This is a genomic window from Pedobacter miscanthi (genome assembly GCF_032678605.1).
Classification (GTDB): Bacteria; Bacteroidota; Bacteroidia; order Sphingobacteriales; family Sphingobacteriaceae; genus Pedobacter; species Pedobacter miscanthi_A.
This window is the reverse complement of the sequence record NZ_JAVTSU010000004.1, coordinates 228,783-254,304: the sequence shown is the minus strand read 5'-3', so window position 1 is coordinate 254,304 and position 25,522 is coordinate 228,783. Positions and strand designations below refer to the sequence as shown.

Genomic DNA, 25,522 nt, shown 5'->3' with positions numbered 1-25,522 from the left:
ATAAAAGCCCTTAAAATTTAATCTGATTATACTTCAATTTGTTAACAAACAACTAGTAACTAATTCAAACAACCCCGTCAAAATTTGATTACTTTTGTTGAATGAGTATCGATAATGAACAAGGCGGAAAGAACAGTATGACTGCTAGAAAAAGCAGGTTAAGTAATACCATTAGTTCACAGGGGAAAATACCCCCACAGGCATTAGACCTGGAAGAAGCCGTGTTAGGTGCATTGATGCTCGAAAAAGACGCCTTATCTGCGGTAATCGATGTTTTAAAGCCTGAGGTTTTTTACAACATCGCCCACCAGAAAATATTTGAAGCCATCCATATTTTATTTCAAAAATCGAAACCAGTTGATATTTTAACGGTAACTTCAGAGTTACGTACCCTGGGATCGCTGGAAATGGTAGGTGGCGCTTATTACATTACACATTTAACCAACCGCGTTGCTTCTGCAGCGAATATTGAATTTCACGCCAGGATTATTTCTCAGAAATATATCCAGCGCGAATTAATCAGGATCTCAACCGAAATTATTACCAATGCCTACGAAGATACTACCGATATTTTCGATTTATTGGACCAGGCTGAAAAAGGACTTTTTGAAATCGCCCAGAATAACTTACGTAGGGATACGCAAAAAATGGACGATATTATTAAACAATCGTTAGCTACTCTGGAAGAACTTCGGACCAAAACAGATGGTTTAACAGGTGTACCAACAGGTTTTACCGGATTAGACCGGATTACCGGTGGATGGCAAAAGCAGGATTTAGTAATTATTGCTGCACGTCCGGCAATGGGAAAAACGGCTTTCGTATTAACCTGTGCAAGAAACGCCACAGTTGATTTTGCAAAACCAACGGTAGTATTCTCACTCGAGATGTCGTCGGTTCAGTTGGTGAATCGTTTAATTTCCGGAGAAGCAGAAATCGAACAGGAAAAAATCAGGAAAGGAAATTTACAGGAATGGGAATGGCAACAACTACACAGTAAAATTGGCCGTTTAACCGAGGCTCCCCTATTAATTGATGATACCCCTGCGTTAAATATATTTGAATTCAGGGCTAAATGCCGGAGATTAAAATCACAATACGATATCCAGCTGGTAATTGTCGATTACTTGCAGTTAATGCATGGTAAAGGCGAAGGCAAGGGAGGTGGTAACCGTGAACAGGAAATCGGTAGTATTTCCAGGGCGCTAAAATCGGTTGCTAAAGAACTTGATGTTCCGGTATTGGCACTTTCGCAGTTAAGTCGTGCGGTAGAGAGCAGACCTGGTTTACAGGGAAAAAGACCAATGTTATCCGATTTACGTGAATCTGGATCAATTGAGCAGGATGCAGATATGGTATTATTCTTGTACCGTCCTGAATATTACGGTATTACCGAGGATGAGCAAGGAAGATCGCAAGCCGGCATTGGTGAGGTAATTATTGCAAAGCACCGTAACGGTGAAACCGGAATTGTACCACTTAAATTCATAGGTAAATTTGTGAAATTCACCGATTTGGAAGATGATTTTAATGCACCGCCAAATTCGTTTGCTGCAGATCCATCTGCCGGAATGTACCCTTCACAAGATTTTGAAAAACAAAGCAACGTAATTATCCGTCCGTCTAAAATGGATGATTATAATGATGACGATCCACCGTTTTAGTAATTAGTAGTCATCTATCCATTATTCGAAGCAAAACTCATTTTTACATAAAGGTTTTAGCTTTTTCTGCTATCAATGGCAGACTTAATAGAATGATCGTCATTGCATCGTTGTAAGATTACTTCCCCGGGGCAGGCTGTCGGCTGAAAAAGCCTTCTCGCAATGACGACCCCACACGAGCTAAAATGCACGAAAATCTTCATGTCATTCATATTACCATACCATACCCACAAGTACCAGATCTCTCAGGTTAAAAGCTAGAACTCAGGCACGGAAAACTGGCCTAGTAGCAGGGAACCAACCAATTTAAACCCGATAAAACGAATGCTCCCGATTCTTTATCGGAGCAGCAGTGATGGCGGGACTGCATTAGCCCAAAGTTTACTGTGTTTGCTTTCCAAGTTCTGACTCCTTATCTATGAGTCTGATAACAATCTGTTAATTAGCATGGTATTAAAATAAATATCCAATCAGTATGCCTGCCAGCACAATTAAAGGTGGACTAATTTTAGTAAAGTTGAGCAACAGAAATGTAGCGAGCATTATACCTAAAAACACCCAGTTAAAACCCATAGGGATTAATAACAATACAAATGCTGCAATAATAAAACCAACGCTCACCGCATTAATTCCTGAAAGGCTGTGGCGGATCCTGGAGATCTTTTTCAGGTCATCCCAAAAAGGTACGATAAATAAAACGAGGATTAATCCAGGTAAATTAATGCCAATTACACCAATTAATCCACCTAAAATCTGTCCCCATAAGCCATAGCCAAAATTTTTCATGCTCAGGGCGCCCAGATAACTGGTAAAAGAAAATGTAGGGCCCGGCAAAGCCTGTTGAAGCGCAAAACCAGATAAAAATCCTGATGAAGGTAAATAATGTTTCATGTCTACAAACTCGGTAAACATCAACGGAACAAGTACCTGCCCTCCTCCAAATACCAATATCCCGTTACGGTAAAAGTTCTCCAGCAGGCGGATGGGTAAACTAAAAGGTGATGTTCTGTTGATAATGGCCCCAACCAATGCAAACAGTAATAAAGCACCTAAAAAGTAGATCAGTTTTTTTGGATTAATGTTCGAAAAAAGTTTAACCCTTAGTTCTGTTTCTTCTTTTGGCGTCTCAATGGCAGAAGAAATCATTCCACCGATTAAAATAGACAGTGGAAATACATAAGCATTCCTTAAAACCAGGGTAACAATAACAGAGGCAATGGCTAAAAAAATAGAAACCTGCGAGGATAAAACTTTTTTGCCCAGTTTCCATGCACCATAAGCTACAATGCCTAAAGCAATGGGCTGGATGTATTCCAGGATATCATTAAATTTCTGTTTCTGATCCAGTAAGGCATAACTAATGGCTGCAAAAGTCATGATCGCTGCAGTGGGTAGAATCCAGATCAAAAAGGTTATAATGGCAAGTTTAAGCTTACCAACCTTCCAGGCTATTCCTACCAGTGTTTGTGTAGAAGCCGGGCCAGGTAACACCTGTGCAAGCGCATTTAGCTCTAAAAGTTCTTCTTCAGAAATAAACTTTGTACTTTGAACAAAATATTTTAATAATAAAGCCAGGTGTGCCTGTGCACCTCCAAAAGATGTAAAAGTAAAAAAGATTACATTCCGGATAAAAAGCCATTGTCTTTTAGCCGCGATGGGTTTTGTTTGCATTAATTCAAAAACTAATAGCTGTTAACTGAAAATTGACAACTGGAAACTGGCTTAATCATCTTCATAATCTAAACCCGCGGCTGAGTTGTACGCACCTTGTAACTCAGAAAAAGCATGCATATCCCGCTTATTTCTGGCCACCTGCATTCCTTTCTGGTAGGTTTCAATTGCTTTCTCTTTCTCCCCTTCTTTTTCCAATAATTTCCCAAAATGGTAATAAGTACCTACATAATCAGGATGTTTATCCGTTAACTGAAGGTAAAAAGAATAGGCTTTTTCTTTATCATTTAGACTGTTATACTCTGTAGCTAAGGCATATAGTATAAACGGATCGTTAGGATCGTTCTCTAAAAATTCTAATAACTTACTTAAACGGGTGGATGACATTTTATTTCCTTGCTTTTTTAATTAAATTTGCAGAAAGACCTTATATAATAATGATATCATATATGAATCGATTAACACGAACAATTACGGTTCCAGATCGTTCATTAAATAAAAACCACTATTAACATATGAAAATATTAGTTTGTATCAGTAACGTGCCAGACACGACGACAAAAATAACTTTTACTAATGATAATACCGAATTCAATACGGCAGGTGTGCAATATATTGTTAACCCTTACGATGAAATCGCTTTATCAAGAGCAATAGAACTAACCGAAGGTGGTAAAGGAACAGTAACTGTAATTAACGTAGGCGAAGCCGCAAACGATCCAACCATCCGAAAAGCTTTGGCTATTGGTGCTGATGATGCTGTAAGGGTTAATGCAGCCCCAAGAGATGCTTATTTTGTAGCGAAGCAGATTGCTGAATATGCAAAAGACAAAGATTTTGATATCATTTTAACCGGTCGCGAATCTATCGATTATAACGGTAATCAGGTTGCGGCGATGGTTGGTGAGTTTTTAGATATCCCTTCGGTATCCATCATTAAAAAATTAACCATTGAAGGTGATACTGCAACAATTGAAAGAGAAATTGAAGGTGGTAAAGAAGTATTAACCGTTTCTGGCAAATTTATTGCAAGCTGTGCAGAAGGTGTAGCCGAGCCTAAAATACCAAACATGCGTGGTATCATGAGCGCCCGGACAAAACCTTTGGCCGTGGTTGATGCCGTTGCGATAGAAGAAGTAAGCAAGGTTACAAAATACGAAACTCCTGCCCCACGCGGTACGGTAAAGCTAATTCCTGCCGATCAAACAGAACAGTTAATCAGCTTGTTACATAGCGAAGCTAAAGTGATATAACCCCTAAATCCCCTGGAGGGGGCTTTTAAATAATTAAAAAATTAAATTTTACTAAAATCCTTTAAGGAATTAAATTATATGTCAGTATTAGTATATGTAGAACAAGCTGAAGGTAAATTCAAGAAATCTGTTTTTGAAGCAGTTTCTTATGCCAAAGCCATTGCCGGCCAACAATCCACTCAGTTAACCGCTATTTCTATTGGCGATGTTGCAGAAAGTGAGTTAAAAGAATTAGGAAAATACGGTGCATCTAAAGTATTAAACGTAAGTGCCGATCAGTTAAAAACTTTCGTAAACCAGGCCTACGCCAGCGTTATTGCTGCTGCAGCTGAAAAAGAAGGCGCTGATGTTGTTGTTTTGTCTAACTCATTCTCAGGAAAAGGTTTAGCACCGCGTATTGCAGTAAAACTTAAAGCAGGTTTGGCAGATGGTGCTGTTGAACTACCAAGTAATGATGGTAAATTCGCCGTAAAGAAAACTGCTTTTTCTGGTAAAGCATTCGCCATTACCGAATTAACATCAGCCAACAAAGTAATTGCTTTAAATCCAAATGCTTTTGGTGTTAAAGAAAATGCAACAGATGTTACCATCGAAAACTTTGCTGCTGATATTAAACAATCAGATTTAGGTACACTAATTAAAGATATTGTAAGGGCTACGGATAAAGTTTCTTTACCGGATGCAGAGTTGGTGGTATCGGCAGGCAGAGGCCTGAAAGGACCTGAAAACTGGGGAATGATAGAAGAACTTGCTGGTTTATTAGGGGCTGCTACCGCTTGTTCTAAACCAGTTTCGGATGCAGACTGGAGACCACACTCAGAACACGTTGGTCAAACCGGTATTGCAATTAGTCCTAATTTATACATCGCCATTGGTATTTCTGGTGCTATCCAGCATTTAGCTGGTGTGAGTTCATCAAAAGTTATTGTGGTGATCAACAAAGATCCTGAAGCACCTTTCTTTAAAGTGGCCGATTATGGTATTGTTGGCGATGCTTTTGAAGTGGTACCAAAATTAATTGAAGCATTAAAAGCACATAAGGGATAATATCTTATAGACCTAATAGGTTTTTTAAACCTATTAGGTCTTACCAAAAATATGAAAAAAGTAAAATTAGATATTGTAGGTTTATCTTACAGCCAGACTCAATCTGGTGCTTATGCCCTTGTTTTAGGAGAAGTAAATGGACGCCGTCGCCTACCGATTATTATTGGTGCTTTTGAGGCCCAGGCCATTGCCATAGAAATTGAGAAAATGACTCCCAGCAGGCCATTAACACACGATCTCTTTAAATCGATGGCTGATACTTTTCATATCAATATTCAGGAGGTAATTATTTACAACCTGGTTGATGGTGTTTTTTATGCAAAACTGATTTGTAGCGATGGCAAAAACACACACGAGGTTGATGCACGTACTTCTGATGCCATTGCTTTGGCGGTGAGGTTTAATGCCATGATTTATACCTACGAATTTATTCTGGCATCTGCCGGAATTGTAATCGAAGGAAATGATTTTCTTTTTCTGGAGAATATGAACTCACTCACCAAAGAACCAGAGGCCGACAGTTTGCCAAGTGCGGGTAAACAACAGGGCTTTGGCGATCTTACCCTGGAAGAACTACAGCAAAAGTTACAGGAAGCCATTGCTGAAGAAGCTTATGAAAAAGCAGCCAGGTTACGTGACGAACTGAATAAACGCGGAACCTCTTAATTTTTAGTCAAAACCATCCAACAGATCAAAATCCCTTCAGATTTTCTCTAAAAATCAACAAATAAAAAGCTAAATACCAAAATGAGCCCAATTGTTTAAAATAATTTAAGCTCATTTTGGATTATGATTCAAAATAGTTCTATATTCAGCTTTTACTTTCAATAATCAAACTAAACTATTATTATGAACGTTAAGTTTCGCTTAACTATAATGAGTTTCATGCAATTTTTTGTATGGGCTGCCTGGTTAATTACGATTGCAAATTACTGGTTCGGAACCAAACAATGGGACGGTGCAGATTTCGGGATCATTTTCTCTACAATGGGTATTGCATCGCTATTTATGCCAACCATAACCGGTATTATTGCCGATAAATGGATTAATGCAGAAAAACTTTACGCCATTTTACATATCCTTTATGCCGCTACCATGTTCTACCTGCCTCAGGTAGAAGATCCACATACTTTCTTTTGGGTAATATTGGTGGCCATGTGTTTTTATATGCCTACCATTGCATTAAGCAACTCCATTAGTTACACCACTTTAAAAAACGGCAATTTCGATGTAGTAAAGAATTTTCCTCCAATCCGTGTTTGGGGTACGGTAGGTTTTATTGCAGCCATGTGGATTACCAATTTAACAGGTAACAAAGCAAGTGCCAACCAATTTTACATAGCAGGCATTAGTGCTTTACTGTTAGGCGTGTATTCTTTTACCCTTCCCGCCTGTAAACCTTTAAATTTAATCAGCGAGAAGAAAACATTTGCACAAAAGCTGGGCTTAGAATCATTTAAACTTTTCGCCGATTATAAAATGGCTTTGTTTTTCATTTTCTCTATGTTTTTGGGCGCTGCCTTGCAATTAACAAATGCTTATGGTGATGTTTTTTTAGATGAATTTAAATTGTTTCCTGTTTTTGCAGATTCTTTTGTAATCAAATATTCTACCATCATTTTATCCATCTCACAAATATCAGAAACGCTTTTTATCCTTGCTATTCCATTCTTTTTGAAACGTTTTGGCATTAAATGGGTAATTGCAATTGCCATGTTTGCATGGGTATTACGTTTTGCGCTGTTTGCTTTTGGCGATCCATCAGCCAACCTATGGATGATCATTACTTCATGTATTGTATATGGTATGGCGTTCGATTTCTTCAATATTTCGGGTTCGTTATTCGTAGAAACTTCTACCACACCTAAAACACGCTCATCTGCACAGGGTTTGTTTATGATGATGACCAACGGTTTCGGTGCCGTTTTCGGAAGTCTGATATCAGGCTGGATGATCAATAAATATTTCACCACCTATTATAATAATATTGGTTCGTTATCAAAATATGTAAATAGCGAAGCAGATAATACACATTTGCTCAAATTTTTAAAAAACAAAGGTATCAGCGTATTACAGAATGGTGATTTAAGCAGGGCTTTGGATGTAAAAGACTGGCACAATATCTGGCTATCGTTCACCATTTATGTTTTAGTAATTGCAGTTATTTTTGTGGTTATTTTTAAACACAAACATACCCGTGCAGAAGTAGAAGCCATTAACCATTTATAATTCCCATTAACCTCTTATGTCAGCTGGTAAATATAGAAAAGAACATAATTGTTTAAACTGCGGTTCTCATGTTGAGAAACATTATTGTAGCGCCTGCGGTCAACCTAATTTAGAATTAAAAGAAAGTTTCTGGACTTTTATTAGTCATAGCATTGCGCATTATTTCCATTTTGACAATAAATTCTTTCAAACTCTTTCTCCCCTTTTAACAAAGCCTGGTCAGGTTACACTCGATTATTTAGCTGGTAAGAGAGCCCGATACATCAATCCGGTGAGTATGTACATCTTTGTATCCATTGTATATTTTTTGGTGGTTTATTCCCCAAAACATATAGCAAAGAATTCAGATTACGCTAATATCAGCATTGCAAACAAAAAAGGTGATGATAAAGTAAGCGATAGTGTAAAAAATGCGCTGAAACTTACTGGTGTATCTAAAACCATCGCAGATAAAGCTACAAAGTCTATTGATCAGGCCATCCAAAAGAAAGCGTTTATAAAATTAGGCTTTGCTGATCAGGAAAGAGAATTAAGCAGGCTTAAAGCAGAAAATGTGACGCTTAAATCCGATTCCATTTCGGATTTACTAGAAGAATACAATGAAATCCATATTGAAAGGAACGATAGCACTTATTCAGCCTATTTATCTCGTCAGAAAAAACTATCTCTTTCAGAACAGGATAGCTGGTACGAAAGAATGGTTAAAAAAAGGGCGATTACCATCGGAGAAAAATCTGAGGTAATTCAGGAAACCCTCGAACATAACCGTCCAAAACAATATTTCTTGCTGATGCCTTTACTGGCCTGGTTTATCATGCTCAATTTCAGAAAAAACCATATCTACTATTTAGATCACCTGATTTTTACCATCCATGGTATGATGGTTTATTTTATCATTTCGATTATTACCCAACCCATCATGAAACATGTGTTTGGGGAGCATTCTATCGTGAGTAATATTATTGAAGTTGTTGTTACCATATACATGTTCTGGTATATGTTTAAGGCGCTAACTATATTTTATCAACGTAAAACCTGGAGCACCATCTTTAAAATATTCTGGATTTTGATTCTTTATGCAGTTGCATTTAAGCTAACAGAAATGGCGATGATCAATTTGATTTATTACGTAGCTACTTAATTCACGGTCGTCATCTCGACTAGAACGCAGTGGAATGGAGATCCTTCGACTACGCTCAGGATGACAACTTAATAAATTGCCGTCATTGCGAGGCACAAAGCAATCTTAATGCGCACGCTAAGTAGCGATCGTTAAAAGATTGCTTCGTCGGCTGAAAAAGCCTTCTCGCAATGACGGCTATTAGTAAAGGAAAGTAAAACCCACAAAAAAACCACCCGATTTTTCGGGTGGTTTTTTTATGATTTATAGAATTACTTTCTGTTTTTCAACTCAACAAATTCTCTATCCGTTTCGCCAACATAAATCTGACGTGGACGACCGATAGGTTCTTTGTTTTCGTGCATTTCTTTCCATTGTGCAATCCATCCTGGTAAGCGCCCTAAAGCAAACAGTACGGTAAACATTTCAGAAGGGAAGCCTAAAGCGCGGTAAATAATACCCGAATAAAAATCTACGTTTGGATATAATTTACGCTCGATGAAATACTGGTCAGTTAAAGCTGCTTCTTCCAGTTTTTTAGCAATTTCCAGGATCGGATCGTCGATGCCTAAATTTTCTAAAATATCATCACATGCTTTTTTAATGATTTTAGCTCTTGGATCGAAGTTTTTGTAAACCCTGTGACCAAAGCCCATCATACGGAAAGGATCGTTTTTATCTTTAGCTTTTGCAATCCATTTCTCTGTATCACCACCATCTGCTTTAATCAACTCCAACATATCGATAACGGCCTGGTTTGCGCCACCATGTAATGGTCCCCAAAGTGCAGCAATACCTGCAGCAATTGATGCATATAAATTACAGTCAGATGAACCTACAATACGTACTGTAGAGGCTGAACAGTTTTGCTCATGATCTGCATGCAGGATCAGCAATTTATTCATCGCATTTACAACGATTGGGTTTACATCATAATCTTCGGTACGTTGCCCAAATGTCATCCAAAGGAAATTGGTTACATAATCATATTTATTTTTTGGATAAATAAGCGGATGACCCAATGATTTTTTATAAACAAAAGAAACAATGGTTGGAAATTTAGCCAATAATTTAATAATGGTTAAATCCTGCTCTGCTGCAGTTTGATTTGGCTTTAAACATTCAGGGTAAAATGTAGAAAGCGAGAATATTAACGAACCTAATTGTCCCATTGGATGGGATCTTGATGGATAACCATCAAAGAATTTTTTCATATCCTCATGGATCAGCGTATGTTTGCTGATATCGGCCTGTAAATCTTCCAGTTGTTTTTGCGTTGGCAGGTCGCCATAAATGATCAGATAAATAACTTCTAAAAAACTTGATTTTGCTGCAAGTTCTTCAATAGAATAACCTCTGTATTTTAAAATGCCTTTTTCACCATCTAAAAAAGTGATTTTACTTTTTGTAGAACCCGTATTTTTAAAACCAGTATCTAAAGTTACAAAGCCTGTAAGATCTCTTAGTTTCGAAATATCAATGGCCTTCTCATCTTCTGTTCCTGTTATTACTGGCAATTCTATTGTCTTACCATCAACTTTAATCTCTGCAATATCTGACATATTATTGTATTGTGTTTATAGCTTTCTAAATTATATAAAATTAATATACATGCATAACAAATCTGTTAAATTAATATGAATAATTGGTCAAAATGACGTAACAATCATGCTTAATTTTACAATTTTTGAAATTTTATTTTGCCTTAATCTCTTCAGCAACCCTTCCACATTCGAGCATTTCTTTACCATAATAAGGGTTTCTAATGTCCTTTTCTGTTGATAACCAGTCTCCTCCATCACCTTTATTGGCCATTGGGCAATGCTGCACATAAATAATGCCTTTATCAATTTCTGTTCCTTTAAGTAAAGCAATTAAATCGGCACTTAAAACAGTAAAATCTTTCCGTTGCGAAACCAGGTTACCGCTTGCCGCAATTTTGTTTGCTACCGCAGCCGTAGGCTCGCAACCTTTATAAGCGGCTAAAGAAGTTTGTAACTGAACAGCAGATTTTTGTGCGTTTACCGCATCTGATTTTACCAGTGCATCCTTTAAAACTACATATTGATTAAAGATTTCCGATTTCTGTTTATCTTTTATGCTAACCTCATTTTTAACCGCAACCGAATCTGTTTTAGTTGAGTCTTTGGTTTCAGTAGAATTTTTATTTGCCTGGTTGCAGGCCATTAAAGCGGTGAGTATGGCTAATCCGAATATTTTTTTCATCTGTATTTGGTTTTCGGGTCAAAATAGCAAATTAAATATTAAATAAATAAAAAAGTCCCCATTTTCATGGAGACTTTAAAAATATATGACGCAAGGCCGTTTAATTGTAAGGATGAACACAGATACAAAATCCGTGTTTAGCTGTGTGCATCCGTGGCCATAAAACTTAACTTAAGAATATTGGGCTATTGGGCAAAAAAAAATCCCGATTTTCACCGGGACTTTAAAAATATATGATGTTTTAATTATAGTTTGAAATTGTATCCCAATCTCAGGTTAAACTGTCCTGTTTTCATGAAATAAAGATCAGATGAACTGTTATTTACATAACCTTCATATTTTACGCCAAGATCCAATCCGTTTTTCCATTCGTAACCCAATCCGCCGGTATAGATAAAGTTCATGTTTGCACCATCTTTAATGGCCAAACCAGACCCTAGTTCAGTAGCTAAATACATTCTTTCGATCGGGAAAACCCTAACACCACCCATTACAGGGATAAATTCGAATTTAAGGGGGCTGCCTTTCCATTTTAAACGGGTATAACCACCAGATGCCGTAACTGCAACAAAAGGACTTAAATCATATTGAAGTCTCACATCGGCACCATAACCGTAATCCATTTCCGAACGGTCAGGAAATATTCCATAATTTACGCCAGCACCAATTTTAAAAGCCATGCCGCTTCCGGTTGTCATTGGCTCCGTAGTGCCCATTGTTTGTGCTTTTAAATTTGAAGTGGTTAAGATTGCAAGTGCTGTTAAGCTTGTTGCAAAAAGTTTAGTAATTGTTTTCATTGTTAGATATTTTAAGTTATTAATTAAGGGTTTAGGGTATATACGTTAAAATATCTTGAGCGGATTTTTAAATTTTCATTTTTTTCAGAATGTTGTGAAATAAAAAAAGCCCCCTTAAAAAGGAGGCTTTCAATTTTGTTATGGATTAGCTTATAAGCTGAATCCGTAAGCTAAACGCAGACCAAAGAATCCGGTACTTGTTCCGTTTTGTGCTAAACCTTCATATTTAACACCTAAATCTAATCCGTTGCTCCATGCATAACCAACTGCTGGTGAATACACAAAAGATGTTCCGCTACCCGATTTGGTACCGAAACCTGCACCTAGCTCAGCTAAGCCATAAACACCAGAACCAGAATCGTTAAAGAAATATTTAACACCAGCTTTTACTGGAATGTAACCATAATCTACACCGTCGAAAGTTGTGTTTCCAACAGTAAAATCTTTAGCAAATAAGTTGGTATAACCTGCTGTAACAGGAATCGATAATTGTTTATCGATATCAAATTGATAACGTAAATCTACACCAGCAGCAAAATTGTAAGCGTCGCTGGTTGGGATACCTGCAGTTAGTCCTATTCCTAATTTTTGTGATTGTGCATTAGCATTAGTTGTAAAAAATAATGCCACTACAGCTGCTGAAGTAGCAATGATTTTAGTAATTGTTTTCATTTTAAGGATAATTTATGAGTTAAAAATATTATGCTTCAACAAATACAAAGGTTGTGCCAAAAGGGCTTTTTTGAAGCTATTTAACCAATAAACCAACCTTAAGATGACCAATGTAGATTAATTTAACCCAACTGAAACTTTTTCTAAAATCAACTGTTTTAATTGGTTTGCCGGTAATGATGCATCGAGCCAAATGATGGGAACATTGTCCTTTTCCATCTTTCTGAAAAAGGTATTTTGCCTTTTGGCATACTGGCAAATGGCTATGCCCAGTTTAAGTTTTAATTCATCCAAAGTGAACAAACCATCCAGATAGTTCACAATAAATTTATATTCAAGTCCATAGAAAACGAGCATTTCTTTACTGATGCCATCCCGCAGCAATTGCGCTACCTCTTCCATCAGTCCTGAGGCAAATCTTTCGTCTAACCGCTTTAGTATTTTAGCCCTGGTGACTTCAACTTCATTTTTTAACCCAAAAGTGATCGGTTTAATTACTGGTCGTTGAATAACTTCTAGCTGGTGATCTTTTAAATAATCATTAATTTCTAATGCCCTGATTAACCTCTTTTTTGAAGACAGATCTACATAACCGGTATTCTGGTTTTGATTGTTTTGTAATTTCAGAACCAGTTCTTCCTTGGATAATGCATCGAAGTGTTCCCTTAATTCCTGATTGACCGGAACTGCAGTAAAAGTTTGATTCTGAAGTAAACTATGAATATACATGCCCGTTCCACCACAAAGGATGGGGATTTTATTTTGCGCAGTGATGGTTTGGAATGCTTTGTAAAAATCGTTTTTAAAAGCATCTACATGGTAACGTTCTCCGGGCTCCAAAATATCGATCAGGTGATGGGGGATGGTTTTGCCGTTAATAAAATATTCCTGCAGATCTTTTCCGGTACCAATATCCATACATTTAAAAACCTGACGGCTATCTGCACTGATAATTTCTGTATTTAAAGCCTCGGCAACCTGCACAGCAAGTTTTGTTTTGCCAGATGCCGTTGCGCCCAAAATAATGATGAGGTTATGCGTGTCCATTAAAATTTGAGGATAAACTTTAAACTCCCTGTATTAAATACTTCCTGATTTGAAATCTGATCGTCCATTTTAAGCGTGCGGATTAAATTTTCACCTAACATATAAACTTGCGGAGCTAAAATAGCCGTTTGGGCAAAACCTAACGTTACATAGGCCTCCCCTGTTGACCAATCACGATCTGCATAAGTCATAAGGTCGTTGGGTTTGTAGATTTCAGCAAAATAGGTGATCAGCTTACTCAATCCACCGTTAATGGAATAACCAGCTTTAACGGCAAAACGGATCAGTTCTGCTGATCTGTAATTTTCGGTATGGTTCATTTTTCGGAGTGCCGAAAAAGTGGCAACAGCAACAAGACCTTCTTTTTCAAATAACCCAATTTTGTACCGGCTGCTTACCGGCCCTTGCAGGTGGTTTTCGGTTAAAAAAGCATCGGCAACCGGTTTTGTGATTTTAAAAACTTTGGTTTTTCTGCCGTGGATACGGCTATTCATGCCGGTTAACGATTTTATCCTGGCGATAACCTGATCCGGACGTGACCGCCATACGTCTTCCCAAAGATGAACCAGTTTAATCTTTTTTTGAGTATATCTTTCCTGGAGCCTGATCAGATTCTCAGGTTTAAATCCATGGTCTAAATTAGCAAGGTTAATCACCAGGTTTGTATTGGTCTTGATCAGTTGAAATCCTTCTTCCAAAAAAAAATGGCATTCAATTTTGTGATTAGTTAACGCTAAACTCAATTGATGATGCCAGTTATTATAAGAAGTTAAAAAGTTCAATGAGCAGAAATTTATTCAGAAAAATTATTTGCTGCAAATTTAACCATCAAATTATTAAATCCATTCTTTTTCTTTAAAGTTCGTATGGATAATTTCGATCAGCATTTCTGCTTCCTTTAATTTGGCGTCATCCAGCTGGGTAATTTTTAAACCGGCTGTATCTTCGCCAAAGTGAGTTAATTGCTGGTTTGTTGTAGAAAATTCACTTGTATTTACTTTAACTTCTACTTCGCTCCCATTAATGTAAACCCCTGTAAAAAAGCGTTCAGTTATTTTTTCACCGTTTAAATCTATATTTTTTTCGCTATATAAATCGTAGCCGGTTTCAGAATTTTCGTGCACGGTATATCCTCTTGTTGCATATGGTTGTATGCCTGCCCTAATGGTTTGAAAAATTTCTACAAGATCAGTTTTCATAATTCTAGTTTAGAAATTAAACAGCTGTACTACGTTATTGTTTAGTTTTTATTCTGCAAGCCACCAGTTTTCGGTTGGCAAATGCCCGTTTAATACAACGGTTTCACCCAATTTCGGGGTAACTAAAGGAAATTGTTTTGCGGTGGCTGCTAAAACAACCCTTTTAATAGACTCGTTCCACGGATGCATGGCCAGGCTAAATTTGCCCCAATGTACAGGCATTAATACTTTTGATTTTAAATCTATTGCAGCCTGTACGGTTTCTTCGGGAAACATATGTATATAAGGCCAATAGGCATTATACTGACCGCATTCCAACAAGGCTAAATCAAATGGCCCAAATTCAGCTCCTATTTTAGCAAAATGGGTATCGTAGCCTGAATCGCCACCCAGAAACAGTTTATAGTTGGCAGTTTTTAATACAAAAGCCGACCAAAGTGTCTGGTTTCTTTTAAATTTCCTGCCGGTAAAATGTCTAGCGGGTACAGCGGTTAATGTAAGATTGTTAACTAAAGTGGTAGACTGACCCCAGCATAATTCGTTTATTTTTTCTGGTTTAATGCCCCATCGCTCTAAATGTGAGCCCACGCCAATGGAGGTAATAATGGTTTTGGCTTGTGGTGCAATTTTCAAAATACTTTGATAATCGAGGTGGTCGTAATGATCGTGTGTGATGAGCAGTATATCAATATCTTTGAAACTTTCGGCCTTCACCACATCAGTACCTTTAAAAGCTTTACTGCCAATAAAAGAAAAAGGTGATGGCGTAATACTAAATACCGGATCAACTAAAATCCTCAGTCCATCTACCTTGATCAGGTAAGAAGAATGCCCAAACCAGATGATTTCAGGTGAGTTGCTTTTTGGTTTTCCAGCGATATCAGGTGTAACAAAAGGAAGTGCTTTATCGGGTGATTTATTAGGATGTTTCTCAAATAAAAAGGCTTTTAAAATTTTAAAAAAACTTACACCTTCCGGCTGCATGGGTGTAAAAGATTGATTTTGTAATGCACCATCCCGGTAATTGGATAAATGATGAATTTTCTCTAACCTTTGATTTTTTGGTAAGCGGCCAAAAACGGGAAGATTGGTGATGATCAAAAAAACGGTCACCAGAAAAATTAAGATGTAAACTGCGGTCATTCAATTTAAAATAAGGTAAAGGTTTGCCATTAAAAAACAGCTTTCAAATATACATGACGTATGAACAGTTTTTTACTTTAAATATTACAAAAAAAATCCTTCCTGGAGGGGAAGGATTTTTCAGTTCAATTATTTTAAGAGCCACATTATACCATCTGTTCTGTCATTTCCATCATATTGCCTTTTTAAAGCTGTTTTTAGATTTTCAAGGTTATAATTGTATTCTTCACTTGGGTAGGTATACCGGACGGGGATATTATTTTTATCAAAAGGATTGGTACTCGTTGCAGGGTTAACTGGTAATTTAGGATAACCAGTACGCCTGAATTCGTAATAAGCCTCATATGGGTACTGCATAAAATACATCAGGTATTTTTGTATTCCAATTTGCTTCAATTGCTGATCTGAAACTCCTGAAAAGGCAACGTTTAAATCGGTAAGGTAGTTACTGATATAAGCAGGTGTAATTTTTTTGCCACCGTGGTATTTTACATCATCGGGCGTAATTGTTACCACAAAATTCATGGCCTGTTTAACGCCTTCTTCGTAATAATTTTTAGCGGTTCCGGTTGCCCATCCCCTTACCATTGCCTCAGCAATAATAAAATTTTGCTCGGCAAAACCAATACGCACCAAAGGCTCTCCCGGCGCATAACCTGTATATCGTAAATTAAGCTGTGAATATTTTTTAGAAGTATATTGCGCAGATACACCAGAAAATACCTGGGTTGGATCGGTACCCAGATAGGCATCAGCATCGCCAGGTAATTTGCCTTCTGTTTGTACTTTATATACAGAAGGAGCAGCATAGTAAAATAAGCGATAATCGTTATATTTTTTTAAAGTATCAATCATTACAGACGAAACCATAGCATAACTGGTAAACTTGCTGATTACACTATTAAACCAATAAATTTGGTTTGCCTTATCAGAAAATACCAGTTGCAGGTTATCGCTATTGCTACGCAACAGAGGTTGGGTGGCTAAAATCTGGGCAAAATTTTCTTTAATTTTCAAATCAAGATCTGCTTCTTTTTTAGACAGGCTGATTAATACTTTTAAACGAAATGCATTAACAACCCTTCTCCAGTTATCTGCATTGCCATTAAAAACAGGATCGCCGGTAAAGTTTTTAGCTATTGCAAAAGCATTTGCCGATGTTTCTAAATCTTTCAGCACTTGTTGCATTACCTGCTTTTGAGGATCGTATTTAGGTTGTGTATTTCCGGTTTCGCCAGCCAAAGCTTCCGAATAAGGAATATCACCTACATTTAAGGATAAATAGTATAGTTTGTAAGCTTTAATAAACATGCCCAAACCGGTATAAGCTGGTTTATCGGCTTCGGCAGCAGCATTAATCATTTTTTGGACATTGGTTAATATGGTTATGGTACCAAAACCTGCGCTTCCATAATTATTATACTGCTCGCCTTGTGGCAATTCGCCCCAGGCCATTTGTTTACTGGTTAATGCCGAAAATGTTTTATTTCCTTCGGATGGACGCGTAATATTTAAAATCAGGTTTGTTGCCAATAAAGACGCAGTGGTAATAACAGGCGAATTTGGATTGGTATTTATTTCATCAAACTTTTTGCACGATTGAAAAAGCATTGAGCTCATTAGCACCAAAAAGAATATTTTATGATCTGTTTTCATTTTCGTTGTTTTAAAAATTAGCTTTTACATTAAAACCCATATACCTCACTGAAGGCGAATTCAGGTTATCGCCACCTACGTCCGGATCAGAGAATTTCCACTCTTTCGTCCATAACAGCATGTTTTGGCCAACAAAACCTATCGATGCATTTTTCATTCCGATGTGTTTGATAAACTTTGTTGAAATGTTATAGGTTAATGAAAGCTCTCTTAATTTAAAAAAGGTTTGGGCAAAATAGTCCTGTACACCACGATAGTTCCTTGAATAATCTTCGTATGAGATTACATCGGTGCTTGGCGCAAATACACGGGTATCAGTAAGGATGTTTCCATAAGTATCTCTGGTGGTAGTACCCGAAACTACTTTAACACCATCGAGTTTAAAAGTTTCTTTACCGTTTACAACTTCATCATATCTCCAGCTGTTATCGCTATCAATATGGGTACCCGAACTCCACATATAACCCACCATGTTATTATAGGCCTTACCACCTACCCGTCCGTCAAATGAAAAAGAAAAGCTTATGTTTTTATATTTGAAGGTATTGTTAAAACCCCAGATCCAATCGGGATCTGAATAACCCAACACGGTAGCCCGCGGACTATCGGTAGGATACCCGTTTTGTAAAATGAGTTGTCCGTCTGGCGCCCTGTCGTATTCGTTTCCGCTTACCCAATCGTATCGGCTTCCTTCGGTAACCCATTGTTGTTTACTGGAATATACAGGATCTAATTTGGCATAATACCTTCGGTTAGTCGACCAGTTGATTCCGGTATTCCAGCTAAAATTACCTGTATTTATGATGGTTCCATCGGCCGATAACTCCACACCTTTCCTTTTCAGTTCTTCTTTTGTATTGATGAGTACACTATTAAAGCCAGAACTGCTGCTTACTGTTGATGAAATGGTTCTGTTATAATATAAAGTGTTAAAATAGGCCGCATCGAAATGTATTTTATTTTTCAGGAAAGCGAAAGCCGCACCATATTCGTAACTTTTGTTGGTTTGAGGCAAAATATCTGCTCCCCTAATGGAAGTTGGGTAACTGCTTGTGCTTAAACCATTCCAAACGTTGGTATTAATGTTGTAACTATTGTTTAAGTCGTAAATACCCAGATCAAATTTTGTTTTAGTCCATGATCCGCGTACTTTGGCCATATCTACCCATTTTGGAAATTTAATTAATTCAGAAACAATTAAACTGCCCGAAACAGATGGATAAAAGAAAGAACGTTGTTGGGGAGATAAGGTAGATGACCAGTCGTTTCTTCCGGTTACATCTACAAAAGCGATGTTTTTATAAGAAAATGATGCTTTTCCATACAAACTGTTAACCTGTTTTTTACCAATTTGACTGTCTCTATCAATTATGCCATAATAAGATGTACTTTTAACAGGATCTACAGAAGCTGCAAGAGCGTAAAAACCAGGTACTGATATCCCATTCTGGGTTTCTACATTCAGGTAATTTTTTTCTCTGTAATATATCGATCCACCAATTAAACCATCAACCCGAAAATCGCCAACTTTTCCATTGGCTGTTAACATTAAATCGTTATTAAGGTTAAAAGCATCAGTTTTAGTGATGCTATAATAACCTTTTTTATTCCAGCCGCCAACTGCACTAATGGCATTTCTATATTTATTGGTTTGTGAGTAGGTGTCCATTCCTGAGCGTAAAACAGCCTTTAACCAGGGCTTAATATCGTAACTTGCATTAACATAACCGTTGGTTAGGTTATAATCATCGCTGCGTAAAATTTCGTTCGCAATAAAATAAGGATTATCATACCAGGTATTTTCCATCCAGTTCTGCAAGACGTTTTCTTTACCCGCCACCCAATAATTTTTGTAATCACGTACATCATATTCACTACCCGACCATACCACCAGGTTATATAAATAGCCACCACCACCATAACCTGTTCCTATATTATTTGGGAAATACCTTTTGTTGAAGGTGAAACCACCATCCAGGCTAAAATTACCTGCTTTTATATCGCCAGAAATGCTGGCAATCATTTTATTCAGCCTGGTGTTTGGATATTGCCCCTGGTTATACACGTGAGAAAATGAAGCACGCATACCGCCGTTTTTCCCGGTTTGGCTAATGTTGATGTTGTTGTTTAAAATAAAGCCCTGCTGCAAAAAATTGGCTAAATTATCTTTCCCTTTCGATACTAAAGGCATCGTTTCAAATTTGTACGTACTGGGATTATACTGACTTGCTGTTCTGCCAATATCCAGTTTATCACCCCAAACATAATCGCCCACTCCATATTTACCTCCACTGCCTGAGCTGTAAGAAGATTGCACTTCAGGAAAGGCTAAAAAGCCTGATGAAAACATATTGCTGCTATTAAAACCTACCACCAGGCCGCCTTCTTTGGTGCCGCGTTTAGTAGTTACCATAATGGCACCATTGCCGCCCCTGCTACCATATAAAGCTGATGCCGTTGCACCTTTTAAAACACTGATATCCAGAATATCATCCGGAGAAATATTATCGATTGATAAGCTGGTGTAAGGAACACCGTCAACCACCAATAATGCATTTGCTCCACGAAGTTCGATTGTAGGATTGGCAGCAAACTCAGTGCTGTTTTTAATGTTTAAGCCGGCTACTTTACCTGTTAACGAAGTAGCTACATTTACACCTTTTGCCGATGTAAGTGTATTACCATCTACTTTCTGTACGGCATAACCCAACGATTTTTCTGAACGCTTGATTCCCAGGGCTGTAACAACCACATCGGTTAAATTACTGATGGCTGGCACAAGGGAAATAGCGTAGTTTTTACTTTCGCCGATAACCACCTCTTTTGAAGTATAACCAATAAACGAAACAACCAGGGTAGCCCCTACCGATGCATTTAAAGAAAATAATCCATTTGAGTCAGTTGTTGCACCAATTTTCGTCTCTTTAACCAAAATACTGGCCCCAACAATGGGCTGACCACTTTCGTCGGTTACTTTTCCGCTTATTGTTTCAAAAAAGACCGATTTATATATAATATCGTTGTCTTTTTTCTTCAATACGACTGTTTTATCGAATATTTTATAACTCAGCGGCTGGTTTTTGAGGCATAAATCCAAAACCTGCTCAATAGGTGCATTAGAAATATCAACACTGATTTTTTGCGCTTTTGAAAGCTCTAAATCATCGTATAAAAAAACATATTCACTTTGTTTTTCAATTGATTTGAATATCACATTCATCGAAACATTTTTTTGTTTCAATGTGATATTTTGACTGTATACACTCGCGCTTACCTGGCAAAGGCTTGCTAATAAAAATATTGTTGTTAGTTTCATCACCAATATTAATTGTGCAGGTTTGCACCGTATCTTAAATACGGCGTTTAAGAAATTACTAAAATTCATGATTGAATTCGGGGTTTAAAACATTATAGCTTAGATAACTTATTGGTATTCCTGCTACGGGATTGATCCGCACAGAAAGCTCCATCTCAAAAAACCCTAACAGGAAATGGTACGAACATTTCTGATTTGTTTAAGAGAAAATAATTTGAATGGTCTTTGTCGTGGTGTACTATTTCTTCATATATTTTGGTTTGGCTTTTATTTTGGATTTACTATAATCTGATTGTTTTTAATTTCGCAATGAATACCTGAATAAGAGAGCATTTCTATCAGTTTTGAAACATTTACATTTCGTGGTATTTTGCCCGAATATTCTTTCGTTGGTATTGTGCCATTATAATCTACACTTGTATTATACCAGCGAGAAACCTGCCGCATTACCGATTGGAGGTCTGATTTTTCAAACTGGAAATAACCGTTTTTCCAGGCAATTACCGCATCCAGGTCTGCTATCTCCTTAATTTTAATGGCCTCTGCTTTTCTGTTAATGCTGGCTTGCTGGCCCGGTGTTAAAAGCACTTTTTGGTTACCACGCGTTAATTGTATACTTCCTTCCAGCAAGGTGGTACGTTGTGCCGCCTCATCATCATAAGTATTTACATTAAAATGGGTGCCTAAAACTTTAATATCAGATTGATCAGTATGTACAATAAATGGCTTTGTTTTATTTTTTGCCACCTCAAAATAAACCTCTCCGCTAACCTCTACCCTACGTTCGTTACCATTAAATGCCGTCGGAAACTTAACAGAAGAGTTTGCATTTAACCATACCTGGGTACCATCTACCAAAATGAGGTGATACTGACCACCACGTGGCGTACTAATGGTATTAATGGCTGTGGTGTTGGTATTGCCAACGAAACGGTAAAGTAGCTCGCCGCTTTTTGTTTTGATTACCTGAACACCTGACTGATCTGCAATATGCCCGTCAGAAGCACTGTTTAAGGCAATTTGCGAACCATCTGCCAATAGCAACACGGCATTGTTACCACCTGGCATTATTTTCGTTTTTGGGGTTTTGGGCACATTCGTTACCTTAATAATGCCTTCACTTTGTTTTAAATACACATACGTTCCTGCAAGTAAAGCCAATACAAGAACTGCCGCTTTAAAAAACAGCGAATGGTATAACTTAACCTTCTTTGGCTGCACATAAGCCTTTTTGTGCTCAACGGCTGAAGTAACGTTTTCAAAAATCAGCTTTTTTAGTGCTTTCTTATTAAATTGATCTTCGTTTAAGTCGTCGCCATCTACACCATCATACCATTGCTCCACCAGTTTCTTTTCATCAGGTGTAGCAGTCTGGCTGTTGTATTTTTTAATTAAAAATCTAATTTCGTCTGGCTTCAAAATAAGGGCTTTTGTAATGATATACGGTTACCTGATAAAAAGTACCATACGTGATGATAATTATTTTAATTATTTTTAAGATAGCCCTGCATTATTAGTTACATTCCGGTTTTTAATCCTTTTCATCATTAAGATGTTTAGGGCATTAAGGTTTATGACTAATTCCTAAAACGGTGGCTATTGGTCATTGATAATTAATCTCTTATCCATTTTACATCTTAAAAGATTTTTACTTACGCTACCAATAACAGATTTTAAAGAACAGTCATTCCAACTCCTCTATTTTTTCTAAAACTGACTCTAACAATAACAGAATCCAATAGAATGGTCATCATTCCCGCGCAGGCCTATTGTGTGGACACAATTAATTATAAAGATTCTTTTCCCGCTCTATGCCGCGGCGGCAAGGTACTTTGGGGCGCCAAAGTACCCAAAGCGCTTTGTCAATCCGGCAATGTGGCTTCTCACCATCCCACGCTCATCAAAAAAACAGCAGCACTTTGTTTTGCTCGTTTCTGCTCAATGAAAGTTTAAGTGATATTTTCACAAACCACTGCGTTTTAGGTTTGATAGTGCCATTCGTACTGCTGTAAGCCTGTTTTTTTGATTTTCCTGGCCCTGGGGATTGACGGGCGTGCTTCGGTAAGCGCTGTGTTATTTCAAAGCAAGCTAGCATAACGCCACAAAAAGTTAGAAAAGATGTGTCCACGCGATAGGCGCAGGCGGGAACCACGAAGTGCTCAGCGAAGCTAATCTTAATGCAAGCTGCAGCCCCTACCAAGGCATTGGTTATAAATGTTTGGCGATAAGCAGTGCCAGCATGGCCAGAGAAGAATCGTAAGCTTTAACCCTGGAGCGTAAGCGTTGATAAGCCATTTGGAGTTGATTTTTGACTGTTTGCTCTGATAATGATAAATCCTGTGCAATTTGCCTGATGGAAAGGTCATCTTCCCTTTTCAAAAGGTAAATCTCTTTCATGCGTAAAGGCATACGCATTATTTCTGCATCGATAATGCTTTGTAATTCTTTTTCAAGGATGTTATCCTGGGCATGCACATCAACAGGAATTACAGTTGAAGCTACATTTAAAGCATACCTTAAACGCACTTCATCTTTTTCATAAAGTTTTAAAATTTTATTGCGGAGAATGGCAAATAAATAAGCCAGTACACTGCCTTCTGCATCTAAAAACTCCATCTTGTCCCACAAACTTACAAACACATCCTGCACCAGATCCTGTGCTAAATCGCTGCAATTAACCTTTTTGTAAGCTTTTTTATAAAGCGCACTCCAATAAGCATCAAACACCAGGTTGAATGCCTTATTTTTGTTCATTTTTACAAGAAGAAAAAAATTACTTTCTAATTCTTCGTACATATACAATCGATAAACAACTATTAAGGGTTTAGATGAATGCCAAAGAAAGGGCACCACTATTAACCCAATGTTAAATCTTATAATTATTTAATCAGGTTTATTATAATTAAAGCTCGGGGGTAGAAAAATATACGGATAGAATACGGTACGAATATAACTGGGGCAAGCTTTATATTACTTGTTCTTATTTTGATTAAAATCTATTTGGTTAAAAAACTGCTCATCTCCAGGTTCGATCAATAAATATACTACTAAAAAGTAACTTAATTTCATACCTTTGAGTTGGGTTAACATTATAGCTTAGATAACTTATTGTATCCTGCTTGCAGGAGCATAACCCATTTAACGAGGAGTGGTACGAACACTTCTCGTTTTTTTTTAAACGCCCCTCAATTGAGGGGCATTTTTGTTAATCATGGGGGGTGTTCCTTTATAATTATTTCTTAATTTTAATAAGCTGCCTTCCTTAATCAAAGAAAGCTGATTTTTTTTTTACAAATTTGATGTTATTAATTTAGAAGATGATGTTTGTTTTGTTTCCCGAATGTATTGATATTTATAAGCCGGAGAAAAGAAATGAGAAAAAAAAACAACGCAAACGTTTGATTAATTTTGTAATATTACATATTGAAGAAATTTAATGTAGTTTAGCACTTACAATGCAATCGAAACCAACCACAATCAAAGAAATAGCCAGGATTTTAAATATTTCCCCATCCAGTGTTTCCAGGGGTTTACACGATCATCCCAGTATTGGAGCGGTAACCAGGGAGAAAATTAAGCAGCTGGCTAAGTCCCTAAATTATGAACCCAATAATGCGGCAATCCTTTTTCAAAAAGGAAAAACCTATACCATTGGCGTAATCTTACCTGAACTTTCTGAACACTTTTTCTCAATCGCGATATCAGCCATTGAAGATGAAGCCATCAAGAAAAACTATACGGTTATTTTTGCCCAGTCGCATGATAATTATGAGCAGGAAGTAAAACTCGTTGAAAAAATGAAAAATCAGCGTGTTGATGGTTTATTGGTATCCATTAGTAAAGACACTTCCAAATTTGATCATTTTGAGAAACTCAACTCATTTAATATTCCGGTGGTATTTTTCGACCGTATTCCACCTTTTAAAAACGTACATTATGTTGCCTGCAGTTTAGAAAGTGCAACCATAAAAGCGGTTAATTACCTCCTTAAAAAAGGCCACAGGAGCATTGGTATGATTAATGGGCCAAGTACCTTATATGCCAGCGAAGAACGTAAAGATGGTTATATGCAGGCCATTAACTTTAACCGCTTAAAATTTGATCCATCACTGGTGGTAAATTGCGATTTAACCGAAGAAGGCACCATCGAAGCAGCAGATCAGTTTTTAAACCATAAAAGAAAACCTACCGCAATTGTTACTTTTAATGATTATGTAGCACTTTTTCTGATCAAATATTTTAAAAAGCTGAATGTGATTAACGATTTTGATGTAGTAAGTTATGCCAATTTACCGATTATCAGTTACCTGGATAATTCGCCTGTTGCATCAGTAGAGCAATACCCGTATCTGCAGGGACAAAAAGCTGCAAATATATTGTTAGACCTGATCCATAGTCCAAATTCGGAAAACCAGGCTTATTATAATACCATAGTAGAATCAGACCTGATTGTAAACGAAGTTAAAGAGTAAACAAACGTTT

General features: G+C 37.3%; 21 protein-coding genes. 7 read left to right on the top strand and 14 right to left on the bottom strand.

Going from position 1 to position 25,522, the window contains the following annotated elements; genetic code table 11:
• Positions 1-101 precede the first annotated feature (101 nt).
• Positions 102-1,664: a replicative DNA helicase gene (dnaB, locus tag R2R28_RS08275; protein WP_316825213.1), complete on the top strand. Its 1,563-nt coding sequence runs from the start codon at positions 102-104 to the stop codon at positions 1,662-1,664.
• Positions 1,665-2,117: 453 nt separating this feature from the next.
• Here the strand turns inward: dnaB and chrA are convergent, their stop codons facing one another.
• Positions 2,118-3,335, bottom strand: coding sequence for a chromate efflux transporter (chrA, locus tag R2R28_RS08270; RefSeq protein ID WP_316825212.1), 1,218 nt, complete (start codon positions 3,333-3,335; stop codon positions 2,118-2,120).
• Between the two features lie 51 nt (positions 3,336-3,386).
• Positions 3,387-3,722: a tetratricopeptide repeat protein gene (locus R2R28_RS08265; protein WP_316825211.1), complete on the bottom strand. Its 336-nt coding sequence runs from the start codon at positions 3,720-3,722 to the stop codon at positions 3,387-3,389.
• Between the two features lie 128 nt (positions 3,723-3,850).
• Between R2R28_RS08265 and R2R28_RS08260 the strand changes: the two genes are divergently transcribed.
• From R2R28_RS08260 to R2R28_RS08240, 5 genes are all read left to right on the top strand, one after another.
• Positions 3,851-4,588 (top strand): electron transfer flavoprotein subunit beta/FixA family protein, encoded by a 738-nt coding sequence (locus R2R28_RS08260; protein WP_316825210.1) that lies wholly within the window; start codon positions 3,851-3,853, stop codon positions 4,586-4,588.
• Positions 4,589-4,666: 78 nt separating this feature from the next.
• A complete protein-coding gene (locus R2R28_RS08255) occupies positions 4,667-5,635 on the top strand; it encodes an electron transfer flavoprotein subunit alpha/FixB family protein (RefSeq protein ID WP_316825209.1) in 969 nt (322 codons plus the stop codon).
• A gap of 51 nt (positions 5,636-5,686) precedes the next feature.
• On the top strand, positions 5,687-6,301 hold the full coding sequence (locus R2R28_RS08250; RefSeq protein WP_316825208.1) for a bifunctional nuclease family protein: 615 nt from the start codon (positions 5,687-5,689) through the stop codon (positions 6,299-6,301).
• 183 nt (positions 6,302-6,484) lie between these two features.
• Positions 6,485-7,864: a nucleoside permease gene (locus tag R2R28_RS08245; RefSeq protein WP_316825207.1), complete on the top strand. Its 1,380-nt coding sequence runs from the start codon at positions 6,485-6,487 to the stop codon at positions 7,862-7,864.
• Between the two features lie 16 nt (positions 7,865-7,880).
• Positions 7,881-9,005: a DUF3667 domain-containing protein gene (locus tag R2R28_RS08240; RefSeq protein WP_316825206.1), complete on the top strand. Its 1,125-nt coding sequence runs from the start codon at positions 7,881-7,883 to the stop codon at positions 9,003-9,005.
• Positions 9,006-9,256: 251 nt separating this feature from the next.
• Here the strand turns inward: R2R28_RS08240 and R2R28_RS08235 are convergent, their stop codons facing one another.
• The 12 genes from R2R28_RS08235 to R2R28_RS08180 all read right to left on the bottom strand — a co-directional run bounded on the left by R2R28_RS08235 (position 9,257) and on the right by R2R28_RS08180 (position 23,836).
• Positions 9,257-10,546 carry a citrate synthase gene (locus tag R2R28_RS08235; protein WP_316825205.1) on the bottom strand — a complete coding sequence of 430 codons (1,290 nt, stop codon included), beginning with the start codon at positions 10,544-10,546 and terminating at the stop codon, positions 9,257-9,259.
• A gap of 133 nt (positions 10,547-10,679) precedes the next feature.
• The gene (locus tag R2R28_RS08230) at positions 10,680-11,210 is read right to left on the bottom strand and encodes a DUF3347 domain-containing protein (protein ID WP_316825204.1); all 531 of its coding nucleotides are present in this window, start codon (positions 11,208-11,210) and stop codon (positions 10,680-10,682) included.
• A 245-nt stretch (positions 11,211-11,455) separates the two neighbouring features.
• The gene (locus R2R28_RS08225) at positions 11,456-12,007 is read right to left on the bottom strand and encodes a hypothetical protein (protein WP_316825203.1); all 552 of its coding nucleotides are present in this window, start codon (positions 12,005-12,007) and stop codon (positions 11,456-11,458) included.
• Between the two features lie 150 nt (positions 12,008-12,157).
• Entirely contained in the window at positions 12,158-12,679 is a 522-nt protein-coding gene (locus tag R2R28_RS08220) for an outer membrane beta-barrel protein (RefSeq protein ID WP_316825202.1), read from the bottom strand.
• 117 nt (positions 12,680-12,796) lie between these two features.
• Entirely contained in the window at positions 12,797-13,726 is a 930-nt protein-coding gene (gene miaA / locus R2R28_RS08215) for a tRNA (adenosine(37)-N6)-dimethylallyltransferase MiaA (RefSeq protein WP_316825201.1), read from the bottom strand.
• Positions 13,726-14,424 (bottom strand): hypothetical protein, encoded by a 699-nt coding sequence (locus R2R28_RS08210; protein ID WP_316825200.1) that lies wholly within the window; start codon positions 14,422-14,424, stop codon positions 13,726-13,728. The genes miaA and R2R28_RS08210 overlap by 1 nt, the downstream gene beginning before the upstream one ends.
• 138 nt (positions 14,425-14,562) lie before the next feature.
• Entirely contained in the window at positions 14,563-14,925 is a 363-nt protein-coding gene (locus R2R28_RS08205; protein WP_316825199.1) for a hypothetical protein, read from the bottom strand.
• Positions 14,926-14,973: 48 nt separating this feature from the next.
• Positions 14,974-16,068 carry an MBL fold metallo-hydrolase gene (locus R2R28_RS08200; protein ID WP_316825198.1) on the bottom strand — a complete coding sequence of 365 codons (1,095 nt, stop codon included), beginning with the start codon at positions 16,066-16,068 and terminating at the stop codon, positions 14,974-14,976.
• Between the two features lie 129 nt (positions 16,069-16,197).
• Entirely contained in the window at positions 16,198-17,724 is a 1,527-nt protein-coding gene (locus tag R2R28_RS08195; RefSeq protein WP_316825197.1) for a SusD/RagB family nutrient-binding outer membrane lipoprotein, read from the bottom strand.
• A 10-nt stretch (positions 17,725-17,734) separates the two neighbouring features.
• The gene (locus R2R28_RS08190; protein ID WP_316825196.1) at positions 17,735-20,944 is read right to left on the bottom strand and encodes a SusC/RagA family TonB-linked outer membrane protein; all 3,210 of its coding nucleotides are present in this window, start codon (positions 20,942-20,944) and stop codon (positions 17,735-17,737) included.
• A gap of 363 nt (positions 20,945-21,307) precedes the next feature.
• Positions 21,308-22,459, bottom strand: a complete 1,152-nt coding sequence (locus tag R2R28_RS08185; protein ID WP_316825195.1) for a FecR family protein — start codon at positions 22,457-22,459, stop codon at positions 21,308-21,310.
• 789 nt (positions 22,460-23,248) lie between these two features.
• Positions 23,249-23,836, bottom strand: a complete 588-nt coding sequence (locus tag R2R28_RS08180) for an RNA polymerase sigma factor (RefSeq protein WP_316825194.1) — start codon at positions 23,834-23,836, stop codon at positions 23,249-23,251.
• 659 nt (positions 23,837-24,495) lie between these two features.
• Between R2R28_RS08180 and R2R28_RS08175 the strand changes: the two genes are divergently transcribed.
• Positions 24,496-25,512, top strand: coding sequence for a LacI family DNA-binding transcriptional regulator (locus R2R28_RS08175; RefSeq protein ID WP_316825193.1), 1,017 nt, complete (start codon positions 24,496-24,498; stop codon positions 25,510-25,512).
• Positions 25,513-25,522 lie beyond the last annotated feature (10 nt).